Source organism: Rhizobacter sp. P2_H3, from assembly GCF_056403355.1.
Map to the genome: position 1 here is coordinate 1 of NZ_JBFUFQ010000132.1, position 16,165 is coordinate 16,165.

Annotated in this window: 14 protein-coding genes; 8 read left to right on the plus strand and 6 right to left on the minus strand. The window is 68.6% G+C overall.

Annotation, left to right across the window (positions count from 1 at the left end; genetic code table 11):
- Window positions 1–304, plus strand: a 304-nt coding sequence (locus tag AC1D1T_RS21065) for a membrane dipeptidase (RefSeq protein ID WP_477992427.1), incomplete at its 5' end; no start/stop codon positions are given.
- 126 nt (window positions 305–430) lie between these two features.
- On the opposite strand, the gene AC1D1T_RS21070 is transcribed toward AC1D1T_RS21065, so the two are convergent.
- A complete protein-coding gene (locus tag AC1D1T_RS21070; protein ID WP_168562611.1) occupies window positions 431–679 on the minus strand; it encodes a GlsB/YeaQ/YmgE family stress response membrane protein in 249 nt (82 codons plus the stop codon).
- Window positions 680–970: 291 nt separating this feature from the next.
- On the opposite strand from AC1D1T_RS21070, the gene AC1D1T_RS21075 reads away from it, so the two are divergent.
- Window positions 971–1,582 (plus strand): class I SAM-dependent methyltransferase, encoded by a 612-nt coding sequence (locus AC1D1T_RS21075; protein WP_477839259.1) that lies wholly within the window; start codon window positions 971–973, stop codon window positions 1,580–1,582.
- 90 nt (window positions 1,583–1,672) lie between these two features.
- On the opposite strand, the gene AC1D1T_RS21080 is transcribed toward AC1D1T_RS21075, so the two are convergent.
- Entirely contained in the window at window positions 1,673–3,328 is a 1,656-nt protein-coding gene (locus AC1D1T_RS21080) for a methyl-accepting chemotaxis protein (protein ID WP_477825091.1), read from the minus strand.
- 443 nt (window positions 3,329–3,771) lie between these two features.
- Here AC1D1T_RS21080 and AC1D1T_RS21085 point away from each other — a divergent pair, with 443 nt between their 5' ends.
- The 3 genes from AC1D1T_RS21085 to AC1D1T_RS21095 all read left to right on the plus strand — a co-directional run bounded on the left by AC1D1T_RS21085 (window position 3,772) and on the right by AC1D1T_RS21095 (window position 6,346).
- Window positions 3,772–3,915 (plus strand): hypothetical protein, encoded by a 144-nt coding sequence (locus tag AC1D1T_RS21085; protein ID WP_477825092.1) that lies wholly within the window; start codon window positions 3,772–3,774, stop codon window positions 3,913–3,915.
- Between the two features lie 345 nt (window positions 3,916–4,260).
- The gene (locus AC1D1T_RS21090; protein WP_465112895.1) at window positions 4,261–4,413 is read left to right on the plus strand and encodes a hypothetical protein; all 153 of its coding nucleotides are present in this window, start codon (window positions 4,261–4,263) and stop codon (window positions 4,411–4,413) included.
- Entirely contained in the window at window positions 4,406–6,346 is a 1,941-nt protein-coding gene (locus AC1D1T_RS21095) for an AAA family ATPase (protein WP_477825093.1), read from the plus strand. Before AC1D1T_RS21090 ends, AC1D1T_RS21095 begins: the two co-directional genes overlap by 8 nt.
- Here the strand turns inward: AC1D1T_RS21095 and fdhF are convergent.
- Together fdhF and AC1D1T_RS21105 are read right to left on the minus strand one after the other, a co-directional pair.
- Complete coding sequence (gene fdhF / locus AC1D1T_RS21100; protein ID WP_477992428.1) at window positions 6,310–9,174, minus strand: formate dehydrogenase subunit alpha; 2,865 nt, start codon at window positions 9,172–9,174, stop codon at window positions 6,310–6,312. The two genes, AC1D1T_RS21095 and fdhF, sit on opposite strands and share 37 nt — an antisense overlap.
- Entirely contained in the window at window positions 9,174–10,970 is a 1,797-nt protein-coding gene (locus AC1D1T_RS21105; RefSeq protein WP_477839255.1) for an NADH-ubiquinone oxidoreductase-F iron-sulfur binding region domain-containing protein, read from the minus strand. The genes fdhF and AC1D1T_RS21105 overlap by 1 nt, the downstream gene beginning before the upstream one ends.
- A gap of 145 nt (window positions 10,971–11,115) precedes the next feature.
- On the opposite strand from AC1D1T_RS21105, the gene mobA reads away from it, so the two are divergent.
- Window positions 11,116–11,706, plus strand: coding sequence for a molybdenum cofactor guanylyltransferase MobA (mobA, locus tag AC1D1T_RS21110; protein ID WP_477992429.1), 591 nt, complete (start codon window positions 11,116–11,118; stop codon window positions 11,704–11,706).
- Here mobA and AC1D1T_RS21115 read toward each other — a convergent pair.
- Together AC1D1T_RS21115 and adh are read right to left on the minus strand one after the other, a co-directional pair.
- Window positions 11,703–12,074, minus strand: a complete 372-nt coding sequence (locus AC1D1T_RS21115) for a DUF779 domain-containing protein (RefSeq protein WP_047506526.1) — start codon at window positions 12,072–12,074, stop codon at window positions 11,703–11,705. The genes mobA and AC1D1T_RS21115 overlap by 4 nt on opposite strands.
- A gap of 1 nt (window position 12,075) precedes the next feature.
- On the minus strand, window positions 12,076–13,596 hold the full coding sequence (gene adh / locus AC1D1T_RS21120; protein WP_477992430.1) for an aldehyde dehydrogenase: 1,521 nt from the start codon (window positions 13,594–13,596) through the stop codon (window positions 12,076–12,078).
- 238 nt (window positions 13,597–13,834) lie between these two features.
- Between adh and AC1D1T_RS21125 the strand changes: the two genes are divergently transcribed.
- Both AC1D1T_RS21125 and AC1D1T_RS21130 read left to right on the plus strand, forming a co-directional pair.
- On the plus strand, window positions 13,835–15,709 hold the full coding sequence (locus AC1D1T_RS21125; protein ID WP_477992431.1) for a sigma-54-dependent Fis family transcriptional regulator: 1,875 nt from the start codon (window positions 13,835–13,837) through the stop codon (window positions 15,707–15,709).
- Window positions 15,710–15,745: 36 nt separating this feature from the next.
- A partial coding sequence (locus AC1D1T_RS21130) for an ArnT family glycosyltransferase (RefSeq protein WP_477992432.1) occupies window positions 15,746–16,165 on the plus strand: 420 nt, incomplete at its 3' end.

The window sequence follows — 16,165 nt, forward strand, 5'->3', positions numbered from 1 at the left end:
CATCTGGCCACCGGCCTCGATCTTCCCCACCCTGGCAGCCCTGGCTGTCGGCATCGYGCGGATGGCGGACGTCGTCGGCGTCGAGCATGTCGCTCTCGGCAGCGACATGAACGGCCTGGTCGGGCCGTCGACGTTCGCCTCGTACCGCGACCTGCCGGCTCTGGCCGACGCCCTGTTGCAGCATGGGTTCAACGCAGGCGACGTGCAGCGCATCCTTGGTGGCAACTACGCTCGCGTGTTCCGCGCGAGCCTCGGTGACGGTGCCGTGCCATCGCAGGTCGCGTCGTCCGGCGGGGCAACGTAGTCAGAGCCTGGCGGCCACCATCGCCGCGAAGGGCTCAGTCCGGCCACAACCTGCCATTCGCGACCGGCGATTTCTGCACCCGGCGCACTGCGGCGATCTGGTCGAGCTGTCGAACCGCGAACGCGGTCAGCTGCTGCCCTTGAGCTTGCCGACGACGAACAGCAGCACGATGGCGCCGATGACCGAGGCGATCCATCCGGCCGGCTGCCCCACCGAATACCAGCCTATCGCCTGGCCGACGAAGCCAGCGATCATCGAGCCGGCGATGCCTAGCAGGCAGGTCAGGATCCAGCCCATCTTCTGCTCGCCTGGCAGCAGAAAGCGCGCGACCGCGCCGACGATCAGCCCGACGAGGATGGTGCCGATGATGCCCATGGTGTTGGCTCTCTCGTGTGATGGAGGTTGAAGATCCTGCCAGACCGAGCATGCCACAACCCCGCGAACGGACGGGCGTGTGTTGATGGCTTCCGCGCCCCGCTCTGCAGCCGAGTCTTGGCTGCGGCGCCCGGCCTGCCGATGCGTGGCGTCTGATGCGAGGCCCGAAGCAAGAAGGGAACCACGGCCCTTCACGCGATGCACGGCGTTGTCGACGGGTTCGCCTTTGCTGTCTGTGGCGATGGCCACGCTCTTGCTCTACGCTCAGGGTGTTGACCACTGGGGAGCACGATGACGAAGCCGAGCACCACCGCCCTTGACCACATGCACCAGACTCTCCAGTCCTATGAAGGTTCTGCACGTGAGTACGACAAGCTCGTCGACCCACATCGACCTCCGCACATCCAGAAGGCGCTGCGGCGACTGGTCGAGGTCCTGCCGCCCGGAGGACGGGTGCTGGAGATCGGCTCGGGGCCGGGTCGCGACGCGGATGTCCTCGAGTCGCTCGGATTGGTGGTCCGGCGCACCGACGCGACCCAGGCCTTCGTCGATCTGATGGTGGAGCGAGGCAAGCATGCCGAGCTGTTGAACGTCGTGACCGACGAACTCGGAGGGTCCTACCATGGCGTGCTCGCCATGGGTGTGTTGATCCATGTCGATCGGAACCAGACCGACGCCGTCCTGCGCAAGATCCACACCGCACTGAGGCCGGGCGGGGCGTTCCTCGCCGCGATGCGCGAGGGCGAAGGCGAGACGACCGGTGAATACCACACCGTGTGCTGGACGCGCGAGCGCTTCACGGAACGGCTCGCCGCGGCCGGCCTCTCGGTCAGTTGGGACGCGGACAGCGTGGGGCGCGACGGCAACAACTGGGTCACCTACCTCGCGCGCCGCGCGCCATGAACTCCCAGCCTTGTGGCGACGAGATCAGAGCATCGGATGTCTCTTCCGGGTCGACAGCTCTACTTCGCAGCGCACCCGGCCGGTCGGATCTCAGAAGCTTGCCCAGCGGTCGGTGCCGGTTCTTGCGGCGGCGGGCGCGCCTGCCGATTCGACAAGCGTCCGCGGCGCGACCTGGATCCTGGCCGCCACATCGCCGTGCGCCAGCTTGAAGACCGCCATGGTCTGCACCAATTGCAGCGCCTGCGCCTTCAGGCTCTCGGCCGCAGCAGCGCTTTCTTCCACCAGGGCTGCGTTCTGCTGCGTGACCTGATCCATCTGGCTGACGGCATCCCCGATCTGAGAGACCCCGGCGCTCTGCTCGGTGCTGGCCGAACTGATCTCCCCCATGATGTCGGTCACGCGCCTGATCGAGTCGACCACTTCGGTCATCGTGACGCCGGCTTGATCAACCAGCGCCGAGCCCTGTTCAACACGCTCCACGCTGGCGCCGATCAAGCTCTTGATTTCCTTGGCCGCTTCAGCCGATCGGCCGGCAAGATTGCGCACCTCGGTCGCCACCACCGCGAAGCCGCGGCCCTGTTCACCGGCGCGTGCCGCTTCCACGGCTGCGTTCAGCGCCAGGATGTTGGTCTGGAAGGCGATGCCGTCGATGACCCCGATGATGTCGACGATCTTCTTCGAACTGTCGTTGATGGCCTTCATGGTGCTCACGACCTGGCCGACCACTTCACCACCCTTGATGGCCACCGTGCTGGCGTTCAGCGCGAGCTGATTGGCCTGCCTGGCGTTGTCGGCATTCTGCTTGACCGTGGAACTGAGTTGCTCCATCGAGGCCGCGGTCTCTTCGAGCGCCGAGGCCTGCTCTTCGGTGCGCTGGCTCAAGTCCATGTTGCCTCGAGCGATCTGAGCCGAGGCGGTGGCAACCGACTCCGAGTTCCGCAGCACGCTCGATACCACCTTGGAGAGGTTGGCCTGCATCCCCTTGAGCTGGGCCATCATGCTCGTGGTGTCGCCTTGCCTGAGGTTGATCGTCACGCTGAGGTCGCCGGCGGCGACGCTTCGCGCCAGGTCGGCAGCCTCGCCCGGCTCGCCTCCGAGTTGGCGTCCGAGGGAGCGCACCAGGACGACACCGAAAATCCCGGCAAACAGCAAGCCCCCCAGGATGGTCGTGATCGAGATCGCACGAATCGTCGCGTAGCGTGTGGCGGCCTCCTCGTACTCCCTGCGTGCTTCGTCGATCTGGATCTTGACGAGCGCATCGATGCCCTGTGCGAGCGGGATGAACAGCGGCCGAATCTTCTGCGTCACCAGGCGCCTGGCCTCCGTCAAGTCGTTGGCACGAAGCGCAACCAGTGCAGGCATCAAGGCTTCCTGGAGAAACTGCTTGCGGGACTCGACGAACGCCTTCGAGATCTTCCCTTCCTCCGGCGTCAGATTCGTCGCCGCATAGTCGCCCCAGACCTTGCTGGCCTTGGCGATGTTGGCTTCGATCTCGGCGGTCATCTCGGTGATTTTCTCGGCCGTCGGGGTGACCAGCGAGATGTTGAGGTTCATTCGGTTGATCAGCTGCAAGGCTCGGATCTCGCCCAGTTGCGAGGCCGGCACGGTGCGATCCGCGTAGACGGATTTCAATGCGTCGTTGGACCGGCCGATGCCGTACAGGCCGAGGCTGCCGATCGCCACGAGCAGCGCCGAGAGGACGCCGATCAGCATCATCAGCCGAGTGGAAACCTTGAGAGTGCTCATGGCGAGGGCCTTTGGATGGGCGCGGTTGCGCAGCGCAGGTTGACTGCGCCCTTGACGAAGGCGGGGGCGTTGGCGGCCAGCGAGGGAGGGCTGGCGGCCGGGGCAATGGCCGGGCTGGTGGTCACAGGCGGTCCGTTCGAGCTTCGGCACGGACCGCCCGTGGGGAGGATTCCCGCGGGGCGCAATGACGTAAGAGGGTTGTCGGTCTTCGCAGGGGCGCCTTGAGACGTCGAGCGGTTGAATGTCTCAACCTTGGGCGAATTCACCGCGCTGTATGGCAGCTGCAGCGCCCAGGGCGCCAGGTGGGTGAAGGGTGAGTCGAGCGATTCCAGCTCGAACGAATCCGGAGCCGTTCTTCTCCTGACCGACTGATCGCCGTTCGGCGCGGATCACCTCGATCCGCAGCCGGCGCCTGTCTCACGAGTTGAACCGCAGGATCCGCCATGGCATCCCAAGCCGCCCCGTCCACCCCCGAATCCGCCGTGCTGCTCGGCTTGCTCTACCCGCTGCTGGGCACTTCGATGCTCGTCGCGCTGCTCGTCGATGCCGTCGTGCCGCAGCGCTGGCACGAGCGGTTCGGGCTGTAGTCGCTCCACGTGTGCGCCTGTTGGTGACTCGCAACGCAGCAGGCCGCTGCCGCTTGCACACTCGCGTCCTCGCCCGCATCATTCGCGACCATTGCTGAAGGCGCCCACGACAGCGCCCGCATGACGGAGATCCCTCTTATGTCCTCCCTGTTCATCTCGACGATCGACTGAACACGGTTCCCGAGCCCCGGCTGAACCGTGTCTGTTCACAGATACGGCCTCAGACCGCGCGGCACGCAAAGCCCCGCAGCCATCGAGCCGGGGCTTTTGCTTTTCGGAAACCGAATGAGTGCACAACTCCGTTCCCGCGCCCTCCAGGAGGGGCGAGTCAAGGCCCTGCGCCGCATGAAACAACCGATGACGCTGATGCTCGAAACGAGCACCGGCCAACCCGGCGTGCGCGGCGCAGGCGACTACATCCAGAGCCGCAGCGCGCAGCGCCGTGCCGACCGCGTGGCACTGCAGGCGCTGCTGCGGCGGGAGGATCGCGATGACTGACTCCAACGACCTGCGCACGCCCGTGCGCGAACACCTGGCGCAGCGAAACTACCAGCTGCAGCAGATCGCCGCCCAGCTCAAGACCGAGCTGTTCGGCATCGACGCCATCATCGACCGCGTCATCGATTCGGTGCGCGCCTGGTATGTGCTGCCCGAGCTCGTCTCGCGGCCCGTCATCGTCTGCCTCTGGGGCCTGACCGGCACCGGCAAGACCCAGCTCGTGCGGCGCCTGGCGCAATTGCTGGGCTTCTACGACCGCTTCGTCGAAGTGCAGATGGACGGCTTCTCCAACGGCGCGAGCTGGCGCGGCGCGCAGAGCATCTCGGGCATGCTGGCGCAGTCCGGCGTGCGCGAGGGCGAGCCGGGCATCCTCTCGCTCGACGAGTTCCAGCGCTTCCGCACCATCGATGCCAAGCGCGGCGAGCTGCGCGTCGAGCGCTATCAAGACGTCTGGGCCCTGCTCTCCGACGGCCGCCTGCCGCCCGGGCTCTCGCTGCTGGGCGACATCGAATCGTCGATCGCCGAAGCCGCCTTCGACGCCGAACGCGCCGAGGCCAGCGACGCGAAACTGCGCTTCAAGCTGCGCAGCTGGGAGGCGCAGGAGCTGCAGCGCAACCTCAAGCTCGACGAGCCGCTGATGGAGATCATGGCCTGGACGCCCGAGCAGATCCAGCAGCGCCTGCGCGACTTCCGCGAGCGCGGCCAGCAGCAATGGGAGACCGACTACAGCCGCCTGCTCGTCTTCGTCTGCGGCAACCTCGACGAGATGTACGAAGGTCTCGCCACCAGCGTGGACGACTGCGACAGCGACGCCGACATCTTCCACGCGCTGACCGGCCGATTGAGCGTCATCGATGTCAAGCAGGCACTCAACAAGCGTTTCAAGCCCGAGCAGGTGGCGCGCCTGGGCAACGAGCATGTGATCTACCCCTCGCTCTCGCGCCGGGCGTACGAGCAGCTGATCGAACAGGGCTGCGCCCGCTATGCCCACGAGACCGAGGCCCGCTGCGGCCTGCGCTTCGAGCTGGCCGCCAGCGTGCGCGAGCAGATCTACGCCAACGCGGTGTTCCCGGCCCAGGGCAGCCGGCCGCTGTTCTCGTCGCTGCACGCGATCCTCGGCGCGGGCCTCGCCAAGGCCGCGCTGTGGGCGCTCGAACTCGGCGCCGAGGCCGGCGACAGCGTGGGCCTCGCGGCCGACGGCCGCAGCCTGGTCGCGCAGTGGCGAGGCCGGTCGCACGCCATCGCCGCGCCGTTCGAGATCGGCCGCCTGCGCCAGCGCAACAACGCCGACTTCCGCGCGCTGCTGGCGGTGCACGAGGCCGGCCACGGCCTGGTGCACGCCCTGCTCTTCGGCCGCGCGCCGCAGGAGATCAAGATCCACGTGGCGAGCTTCGAGGGCGGCTACAACGCCTACAGCGCGCGCACGGTCTGGTCGCGCCGCAATCTGCTCGACGCCATCTGCACCAGCCTCGCCGGCCGCGCCGCCGAGCTGATCGTCTTCGGGTCCGAACTGAGCTCCAGCGGTGCCGAGAGCGACCTGCGCAAGGCCACCGAAAAGGCCGCCCGCATGCTGCGCCACCTCGGCCACGGCCCGCGCATCGGCCGCAGCGACGTGTCCACCAGCAGCGACGACAACCTGTGCACCGACGTGGAGGCCACCAACGCGCCGATCGAAGCGCTGCTGCAGGCCGAGCACGCACGCGCCACCAGCCTGATCGAAACGCATCGCGACGCGCTGCTGGCGCTGGTGGACGAGTTGCTGGAACAGGGGCAGGTCACGCCGGCACGGTTCGCAGCGGTGGTCGGGCTGCCGCTCGCGCGGCACGAGGACGCGCTGGATCCGTACGCGGAGAAGCTGGCGGACTTCCGGACTGGATCGCCCCGGAAGTCACACCCTCACTCGACGGCCTCCGTCAGCACGCCGCGCCCATAGCCCACGCTGGCCGCCGGCGTGCCGCCGGCCGTGACGGCGACCGCGCAGTACTTGAACTCCGGGATCTTGCCGAACGGATCGAGTGCCGCGTTGGTCAGCAGGTTCGCGGCCGCCTCGTAGTAGGCGAACGGAATGAAGACGGTGCCGATGGGGGTGCCGTCGTCGCGCCGCACGCTCAGCGCCACTTCGCCACGCCGTGACCGCACGGTGATGACGTCGCCCGCGTTGACCTGCAGCTTGCGCAGGTCGCCGCCGTTCATCGACGCGGTGGCCACCGGCTCGATCGCATCGAGCACGCTCGCGCGCCGCGTCATGCTGCCGGTGTGCCAGTGCTCCAGCTGCCGGCCGGTGATCAGCACGAACGGGAAGTCCGCATCCGGCCGCTCGTTGGCCGGGATGATGTCCGCCGGCACCAGCTTGACCCGGCCGTCGCGGGTCGGGAACGTGTCGATGAAGACGGTCGGCCGGCCCGGATCGTCGTCGGTCAGGCACGGGTAGGTCACGCTCTGCTCGCGCTCGATGCGCTCCCAGCTGATGCCGCTGATGGCGGTGTGCATCGCCTGGCGCATCTCCTCGTAGACCTCGGCCACGCCGCACTCCGGCCCCTGGTAGTTCCAGGGCAGGCCCATGCGCCGCGCGATCTCCTGGATGATCCAGAGATCGGGCTTCGCATCGCCCGGCGGCGTCAGCGCGCGGCGCCCCATCTGCACCATGCGGTCGGTGTTGGTCACCGTGCCGGTCTTCTCCGGCCAGGCGCTGGCGGGCAGCACGATGTCGGCGTACCAGGCCGTCTCGGTCATGAAGATGTCCTGCACCACCAGGTGCTCGAGCGAGGTCAGCGCATGGCGGGCATGGTTCAGGTCGGGATCGCTCATGGCCGGGTTCTCGCCCATGATGTACATGCCGCGGATCTTGTGCGGATCGGTTTCCGGCGCGAGCGCCTTGTGCATGATCTCGACCACCGTGTAGCCGGGCTTGTCGTCGAGCGGCGTGTTCCAGAACTTCTCGAACCAGGCGTGCGCATCCGCGTTGTCGACGCGCTGGTAGTTCGGCAGCATCATCGGGATCAGCCCCGCGTCGCTCGCGCCCTGGACGTTGTTCTGGCCGCGCAGCGGGTGCAGGCCGCTGCCCGGCTTGCCGATCTGGCCGGTGACGCTCACCAGCGCGATCAGGCAGCGCGCGTTGTCGGTGCCGTGCACGTGCTGGCTGATGCCCATGCCCCACAGGATCATCGACGCCTTGCTGGTCGCGAACTCGCGCGCCACCTCGCGGATCGTCTGCGCCGGAATGCCGCAGATCGGCGCCATCGCTTCGGCGCTGTAGCCCTTCACGTTCTCCTTGAGCGCCTCGAAGTTGTTCGCGCGCCGCGCGATGAAGTCTTCGTCGACGAGGCCTTCGTCGATGACCGTGTGGATCAGCGCGTTGAGCAGCGCCACGTCGGTGTCGGCGTTGAACTGCAGCGTGCGCCACGCGTGGCGGCCGATGTCGGTGATGCGCGGATCGGCGAGCACGATCTTCGTGCCGCGCTGGGCGGCGTTCTTCATCCAGGTGGCCGCCACCGGGTGGTTGGCCGTCGGGTTCGAGCCGATGACGAGGATCAGGCCCGCATGCTCGACATCGTTGACCTGGTTGCTCACCGCCGCGGAGCCGACCCCTTCGAGCAGCGCCGCGACGCTGGACGCGTGGCACAGCCGCGTGCAGTGGTCGACGTTGTTGCTGCCGAAGCCGGTGCGCACCAGCTTCTGGAACAGGTAGGCCTCCTCGTTGCTGCCCTTGGCCGATCCGAAGCCGGCCAGCGCCTTCAGGCCGTGCGTGTCGCGCAGCGCGGTGAGCTTGCTGGCGGCGAGGTCGAGCGCCTCCTCCCAGGTCGCTTCGCGGAACACCTCGCTCCAGTCGGCGGGGTCGCCGATGGCATCGGGATGCTTGGGCACGCCCGGCTTGCGGATCAGCGGCTTCGTCAGGCGCTGCGGATGGTGGGCGTAGTCGAAGCCGAAGCGCCCCTTCACGCACAGGCGGCTGTGGTTGGCCGGGCCGTCGCGCCCGTCGACGCTGACGATCTGCTCGTCCTTCACGTTGTAGGTGAGCAGGCAGCCGACGCCGCAGAACGGGCAGACGGAATCGACCTTGCGATCGACCTCCTGCGCGCCGATGTGGCTCTTGGGCATCAGCGCACCGGTCGGGCAGGCCTGCACGCACTCGCCGCAGGCCACGCAGGTGCTGTCGCCCATGCCGTCCTGCAGGTCGAACACGATGGCGCTGTCATGCCCGCGGAAGGCATAGCCGATCACGTCGTTGACCTGCTCCTCGCGGCACGCGCGAACGCAGCGGTTGCACTGGATGCACGAATCCAGGTTCACCGCCATTGCCGGATGGGACAGGTCGGGCGCCGGCTGCTCGCGGGCGATCGCCGCCAGCGCGGGGCGCACGTTCACCTCCATGCGCGAGGCCCAGTCGCTGAGCTCGCCGTGCTGCCGGGTCGCGTCGTCGCCGATCCACTTGTGGCCCTGCGCCGGCATGTCGGAGAGCAGCATCTCGAGCACCATCTTCTGGCTCTTGACGGCGCGCTCGCTGGTGGCCCGCACCTTCATGCCGGCGGTGGGCGCGCGGCAGCAACTCGGCGCGAGCGTACGCTCGCCGTCGATCTCGACCATGCACGAGCGGCAATTGCCGTCGGCCCGGTAGCCCGGCGTGTAGCACAGGCGGGGGATGCTCACGCCATGGCGGTCGGCCACCTGCAGGATGGTCTCGCCGCCGAAGGCCTGGACGGGCTCGCCGTCCAGCATGAACTCGACGCTGGGGATCAACGCATTTCGTTCCGGCGCATTCATCACGACACCTCGTGCGGAAAGTATTTCTGGACGCAACGCACCGGGTTCGGCGCCGCCTGGCCGAGGCCGCAGATCGAGGCGTCGACCATCACCTGGTTCAGGTCTTCCAGCGTGCCGTGGTCCCACAGCGGCTCGGCCATCAACGCGGCCGCCTTGCTGGTGCCGACCCGGCACGGCGTGCACTGGCCGCAGCTCTCGTGCTCGAAGAACTTCATCATGTTCATCGCGGCGTCGCGCGCCTTGTCGTGCTGGCTCAGCACGATGACGGCCGCCGAGCCGATGAAGCAGCCGTGCGGTTGCAGCGTGTCGAAATCGAGCGGCAGGTCGGCGAGGCTCGCCGGCAGGATCCCGCCGGATGCGCCGCCGGGCAGGTAGGCGTAGAGGTCGTGGCCGGGCAGCATGCCGCCGCAGTACTCGTCCACCAGCTCGCGCACGCTGATGCCTGCCGGCGCCAGCTTGACGCCCGGCTCGCGCACGCGGCCGCTGACGCTGAACGAGCGCAGCCCGTGGCGCCCGTTGCGGCCAGGGCCGCTGAACCAGGCCGGGCCGCGCTGGACGATGTCGCGCACCCAGTACAGCGTCTCGAAGTTGTGCTCGAGCGTCGGCCGCCCGAACAGGCCGATCTGCGCGATGTACGGCGGGCGCATCCGCGGTTCGCCACGCTTGCCTTCGATGCTCTCGATCATCGCGGACTCCTCGCCGCAGATGTAGGCACCGGCGCCGCGCCGCAATTCGATGTGCGGCAGCGTGCACGGCGGGTCGGCCTTCAGCCGCGCCAGCTCGCGCTCGAGGATCGCGCGGCAGCCGTGGTACTCGTCGCGCAGGTAGATGTAGCAGGCCCCGGTGCCCACCACCGCGGCGGCGACCAGCAGGCCCTCGAGGAAGCGGTGTGGATCGCGTTCGAGGTAGGTGCGGTCCTTGAACGTGCCGGGCTCGCCTTCGTCGATGTTGACGGCCATCACGCGCGGGGCCGGCTGCTGCATCACGATGCCCCACTTGCGCCCGGCCGGGAATCCCGCGCCGCCCAGCCCGCGCAGGCCGGAATCGGTCATCGCCTTCAACACGTCGGCCGCCACGACCTGCCCGGACGTGACCCCTGCCGCGAGCTGGTAGCCCCCACCCTGCCGGTAGGCGTCGTAGCCGACGTAGGCCGGCGCCACTTCGTGCGGTGCACTGGTGATCGGCGCGGTGCCGGCAGCGCCGGCGTCGAAGGCGCCATCGTCGCGCGGCAGCGCATGGCGGGCCGAACCCGCATCGACAGCGGCCTGCACATCCGCCGCCCTGGCATGCACCACCGGCGCCTGCCCGACGATCGCGACCGGCGCCTGTTCGCAACGGCCCACGCAAGGTGCCGGGATGACCCGGACGTCGGCGCCCAGCAGCGACGGCAGGCGCGCGAGCAGGTCTTGCGCGCCGGACATCTCGCACGACAGCCCGTCGCACACGCGCACCGTGAGCGATGCCGGCTGCTCATCGCCGCGCAGGATCTCGAAGTGGTGATAGAAGGTCGCGACCTCGAAGACCTCGGCCATCGACAGCTTCAGCTCGCGGGCCAGCGCCACCAGGTGCCGGTCGTGCAGGCCGTTCCACGCATCGTTGAGCAGGTGCAGGTATTCGATCAGCAGGTCGCGCCGATGCGGCCCGGGGCCGATGAGCGCCTGCACCTCCTCGAGCGACACGTGGTCCGGCTGGCGCCCCTTCAGCTTGTTCTTGCGGCGAAGGCGGCCGCGCATCTCATCGACGGAAGCGAGCGGCACCATGCCGGGGTCGCTGGAACGCGTGGCTGTGGTCGTCATGTCGGTCATCGAAGCAGACTTCGCTCCCAAAAAGAAGTGCGTCTTTGACGCACCGCAACAATGATCTCTACCTGGCTCGGGGCATCCTAGTCGATATCGTTGCCCGAGGATATCGCTCGACCAACGCGTCAGAATCGAGGCCGACATGATCCAACGTGACCAGATCACCGCCCTGATCCTGGCAGGCGGCCGGGGCAGCCGCATGGGCGGCGTCGACAAGGGCCTGCAGACGCTCGATGGCGAGCCGCTGGTGCAGCACGCCCTGCGGCGCATCGCGCCTCAGGTGGGTTCGGTGATGATCAGCGCCAACCGGCATCCGGAGGTCTATCGCGCCTACGGTGTACCCGTGCTGGCGGACGCCGACACCGACTACCCGGGTCCGCTGGCGGGCTTCCTGGCCGGACTGACGCACTGCCGCACCGACYGGATGGCAACGGTGCCCTGCGACACACCGCGCTTTCCCGAGGATCTCGTCGCGACCCTGGCTGCGGCGGCCGGCGACGCACGCGCGGTGGTGGCTGTCACCGAAGAGGCCGGTGAACGGCAGCGGCAGTCGGTGTTCTGCCTGCTCAGGGCGGATCTGCGCGTCGACCTGGCCGCCTACCTCGCCGAGGGGGGCCGCAAGATCGAGCGCTGGCTGGAGCGCCAGGGCTGCGTCGATGTGCTGTTCGCCGATGCCGACGCCTTCTTCAATGCCAACACGCTCGACGAACTGCGCCGGCTCGGCGACGCCTAGGGTTTCAACACCCCCCACTCCTCATCGGTGAACAGCCGCGAGCGGGTCAGGAACCGCAGCCCCTCCGGCCCCTCCACCGAGAACATCCCGCCCCGCCCCGGCACCACGTCGATGATCAGCTGCGTGTGCTGCCAGTACTCGAACTGCGGGCCGCTGATGTAGAACGGCATGCCGCCGATGTGCCCCAGCAGGCGGTCGTAGTCGCCGACGATGAACTCCCCTTGCGGGTAGCACATCGGCGCGCTGCCATCGCAGCAGCCGCCCGACTGGTGGAACATCAGCGGCCCGTGCTTCACCTGCAGCCGCTCGATCAGCGCGAGCGCCGCGTCAGTGGCCGTCACGCGCAAGACCGCAGCGCTCGCATCCATCTCAGAAGAACCCCAGCTTGTGCTCGCTGTAGTTCACCAGCAGGTTCTTGGTCTGCTGGTAGTGGTCGAGCATCATCTTGTGGTTCTCGCGGCCGATGCCCGATTGCTTGTAGCCGCCGAAAGCCGCATGCGCCGGGTAGTGGTGGTAGCAGTTGGTCCACACGCGCCCGGCCTGGATGCCGCGCCCCATGCGGAAGGCGGTGTTCATGTCGCGGCTCCACACGCCGGCGCCCAGCCCGTACAGCGTGTCGTTGGCGATGGACAGCGCCTCCTCCTCGTCCTTGAAGCGCGTGACCGACACCACCGGCCCGAAGATCTCTTCCTGGAAGATGCGCATCTTGTTGTGGCCCTCGAAGATCGTCGGCTTCACGTAGTAGCCGCCTTCGAGCTGGCCGGGCAGCATGTTGCGCTCGCCGCCGATCAGCACCTTGGCGCCMTCCTGCCTGCCGATGTCGAGGTACGAGAGGATCTTCTCCAGCTGCTCGCTCGAGGCCTGCGCGCCGATCATCGTCGACGGGTCGAGCGGGCTGCCCTGCTTGATGGCGGCCACGCGCTTGACCGCGCGCTCCATGAAGCGGTCGTAGATCGATTCCTGCACCAGCGCGCGCGACGGGCAGGTGCAGACCTCGCCCTGGTTCAGCGCGAACATCGCGAAGCCTTCGAGCGCCTTGTCGAAGAACGCGTCGTCCTTCTCCATCACGTCGGCGAAGAACACGTTCGGCGACTTGCCGCCCAGCTCCAGCGTCACCGGGATCAGGTTCTGGCTCGCGTACTGCGAGATCAGCCGGCCGGTCGTGGTCTCGCCGGTGAAGGCGATCTTGCCGATGCGGTTGCTCGACGCGAGCGGCTTGCCCGCCTCCAGCCCGAAGCCGTTGACGACGTTGAGCACGCCCGGCGGCAGCAGGTCGGCCACCGTCTCGAGCAGCACGAGGATCGACACCGGCGTCTGCTCGGCCGGCTTCAGCACCACGCAGTTGCCGGCGGCCAGTGCCGGCGCCARCTTCCACAGCGCCATCAGGATCGGGAAATTCCACGGAATGATCTGGCCGACCACGCCGATCGGCTCGTGGAAGTGATAGGCCACCGTGTCGTTGTCGATCTGGCTGATGCCGCCCTCCTGCGCGCGGATCGCCGACGCGAAGTAGCGGAAGTGGTCGATCGCCAGCGGCAGGTCGGCCGCCGTGGTCTCGCGGATCGGCTTGCCGTTGTCCCAGGTCTCGGCCGCGGCCAGCATCGCCAGGTTGGCCTCCATGCGATCGGCGATCTTGTTCAGCAGGTTGGCGCGTTCCGTCGTCGAGGTCTTGCCCCAGGCGGTCTTCGCCTTGTGCGCGGCGTCGAGCGCGCGGTCGATGTCTTCGGCCGTCGAGCGCGGGATCTCGCAGAACGGGCGGCCGGTCACCGGCGTGATGTTCTCGAAGTACTGGCGGCCGGACGGCGCCGTCCATTCCCCGCCGATGTAGTTGCCGTAGCGCTTCTTGAAGTCCACCGGGGTGCCGAACTTGCCGGGGTCGAGCTTGTCCATCTTTGCGTCTCCGATCTGGATGTGGTGGGCGCCGCCCACTGCAGCGCCGCGGTACCTGGTTTGCAACGCGCGTACCCGATCGGCTCGGTGCTTACCCGAAGCCGGCCCGTCACAGGTCTCGCCACGGGACGACAACCGGACGCGCAGGTCGGGTTTCGCGATCCGCGACACATCCGTGCGAGGATGTCGCGCGACATGTCGCGTGCTGCGACACGTCGCCCACGAGATCGGAGACAGCATGAAAGAGGCGCACGCGCTTTCGCTGCGGGTCGAGCACGCCCGCGACCTGTTCTTCCTGCAAGGGCAAGCCCTGTCCGGCGACGAAGGGCTGGCGCCGCACATCTCGCGTTCGTGGCGGCGCTGCCAGGGCATCGATCAGGCCCTGGTCGACCCCGAGCCGCTGCTGCGGCAGCGGCTGCGCGAGCGCCGCGAGCAGGCCATGCAGATGCTCGCGTGCGCGCAACCCGAGCTCGACAGCCTGACCGAGCACGCGCTGAGCGCCGGCTGCGTCGTGATCCTCACCGACCCGTCGGGCCTCATCCTCGAGGAGATCGGCAGCCCCGAGTTCCTGCCGAAGGCGCAGCGCATCGCGCTCGCGCCGGGCGTCGAATGGTCCGAGACACGCCGCGGCACCAATGCCATCGGCACCGCGCTGCTGGAGCGCCAGTCGCTGATGGTGCTGGGCGGCGAACACTTCCTGCCGCAGAACGGGGCAATCGGCTGTGCCGCATCGCCGATCTTCAGCGGGCGCGGCGAGATCGCCGGCGTGATCGACATCTCCGGCGAAGCCGCGCAGGTCAACGACCACACGCTCGGCCTGGTGCGCATGGCGGCGCAGCAGGTCGAACACCGGCTGATGCTTGCGCAGGCCAGCGGGCACCTGCTGCGCTTCCATGCCAAGCCCGGTTTGCTGGGCACCGCGCGCGAGGGATTGATCGTCATCGACGAGGGCCGGATCGTCGCCGCCAACCGGGTCGCCCTCGGGCTGCTCGGCACGGCGTGGCCGGGCTTGCTCGAGCGGCCTGCCGAAGAACTGATCGGCGCGCGCTGGTCGCAGCCCCACCACGGCAGCGGGTTGCTGACGCTGCCCGATGGCCGGCAGATCGCGGCCATRCTGGAGCGCGCTGCACGGCCGGCGACCTCGCGCAGCACGGCGCGCCCCCTCGCCAAGGCCCTCGACGACGATGCGTTGCCCGCCGCGGACGACCTGGCGCCGCTGCTGCACAGCGCCTGCAAGGTGCTCGACGCCGGCCTGCCGGTGCTGGTCACCGGCGAGACCGGCAGTGGCAAGGAGGTGTTCGCCCGCCGGCTGCACCAGGCATCGCGCCGCAGCAAGGGGCCGTTCGTCGCCGTCAACTGCGCGGCGCTGCCGGAAGCGCTGATCGAGGCCGAGCTGTTCGGCTACGAGGCGGGCGCCTTCACCGGGGCCCGCCGGCACGGCATGCCGGGGCGCATCCGCGAAGCCGCCGGCGGCGTGCTGTTCCTCGACGAGATCGGCGACATGCCGCTGCTGCTGCAGACGCGGCTGCTGCGCGTGCTCGAGGAGCGCCGGGTCGTGCCGCTGGGGGGCGGCCCGGGCATCCCGGTCGACTTCGACCTGGTCTGCGCCACCCACCAGGACGTGTCGGCGATGAGCGCCGGCCAGGCCTTCCGGGCCGACCTGCTCTACCGGATCGACGGTTACCGCGTCGCGATCCCGGCACTGCGTGATCGGCACGACCGGCGAGCGCTCATCGAGCAGTTGTTCGGCCCACTGGCGAAGGCGAAGCGGCTGACACTGGACGACGCTGCCATCGATCGGCTCGACGCGCATGCCTGGCCGGGCAACGTGAGAGAGCTGGCCCATGTGCTGCGCACGCTCGTCGCGCTGGCCGACGATGGCGCGTGCCTCGGCGTCGACCAGTTGCCGCAGCGCGTGCTGGCCGGATCGGCACCGGCTCGGCGGCACCTCGCCGTCGAGACCGAGCCGGCCCTGTCGAGCGTCGTCGAGAACACCATCGACCGCGCGCTGGCGGAATGCGATGGCAGCGTCGCCGAGGCGGCAAGACGCCTTGGCGTCCATCGCAGCACCCTCTACCGCCACCAGGCTAAGGCTCGCCTAAGCAACCGCTAAGACCCGGCTAAGGCGCATCGAACCCAATCGGGTTCGATGAACGCCTCGATCCATCCCCACCGGCCGGTCGCCTCGGCAGGCACCTCGCTCGCACCCGCCGCCGGGTACGGCCGCAGCACCGTCGAGCGGGCCACCGCGGCCCTGGTGCTGCTGATCGGCGCGCTGGTGCTGCTGCGCCTGTCAGGCATGGCCTGGCTGCCGCTGATGGACACCACCGAGGCGCGCTATGCCGAGGTCGGCCGCAAGATGCTCGAGCTCGGCGACTGGATCACGCCATGGCATGACTACGGCGTGCCGTTCTGGGCCAAGCCGCCGCTGTCGTTCTGGCTCACGGCCCTCAGCATGAAGTGCTTCGGCGTCAACGAGTTCGCGGCACGCCTGCCCCACTTCCTGTGCATGGCGCTGGTGGCCGCCGTCTGCTGGCGCCTGGCCGCTGCGCGCCGCGACACGCCGCCG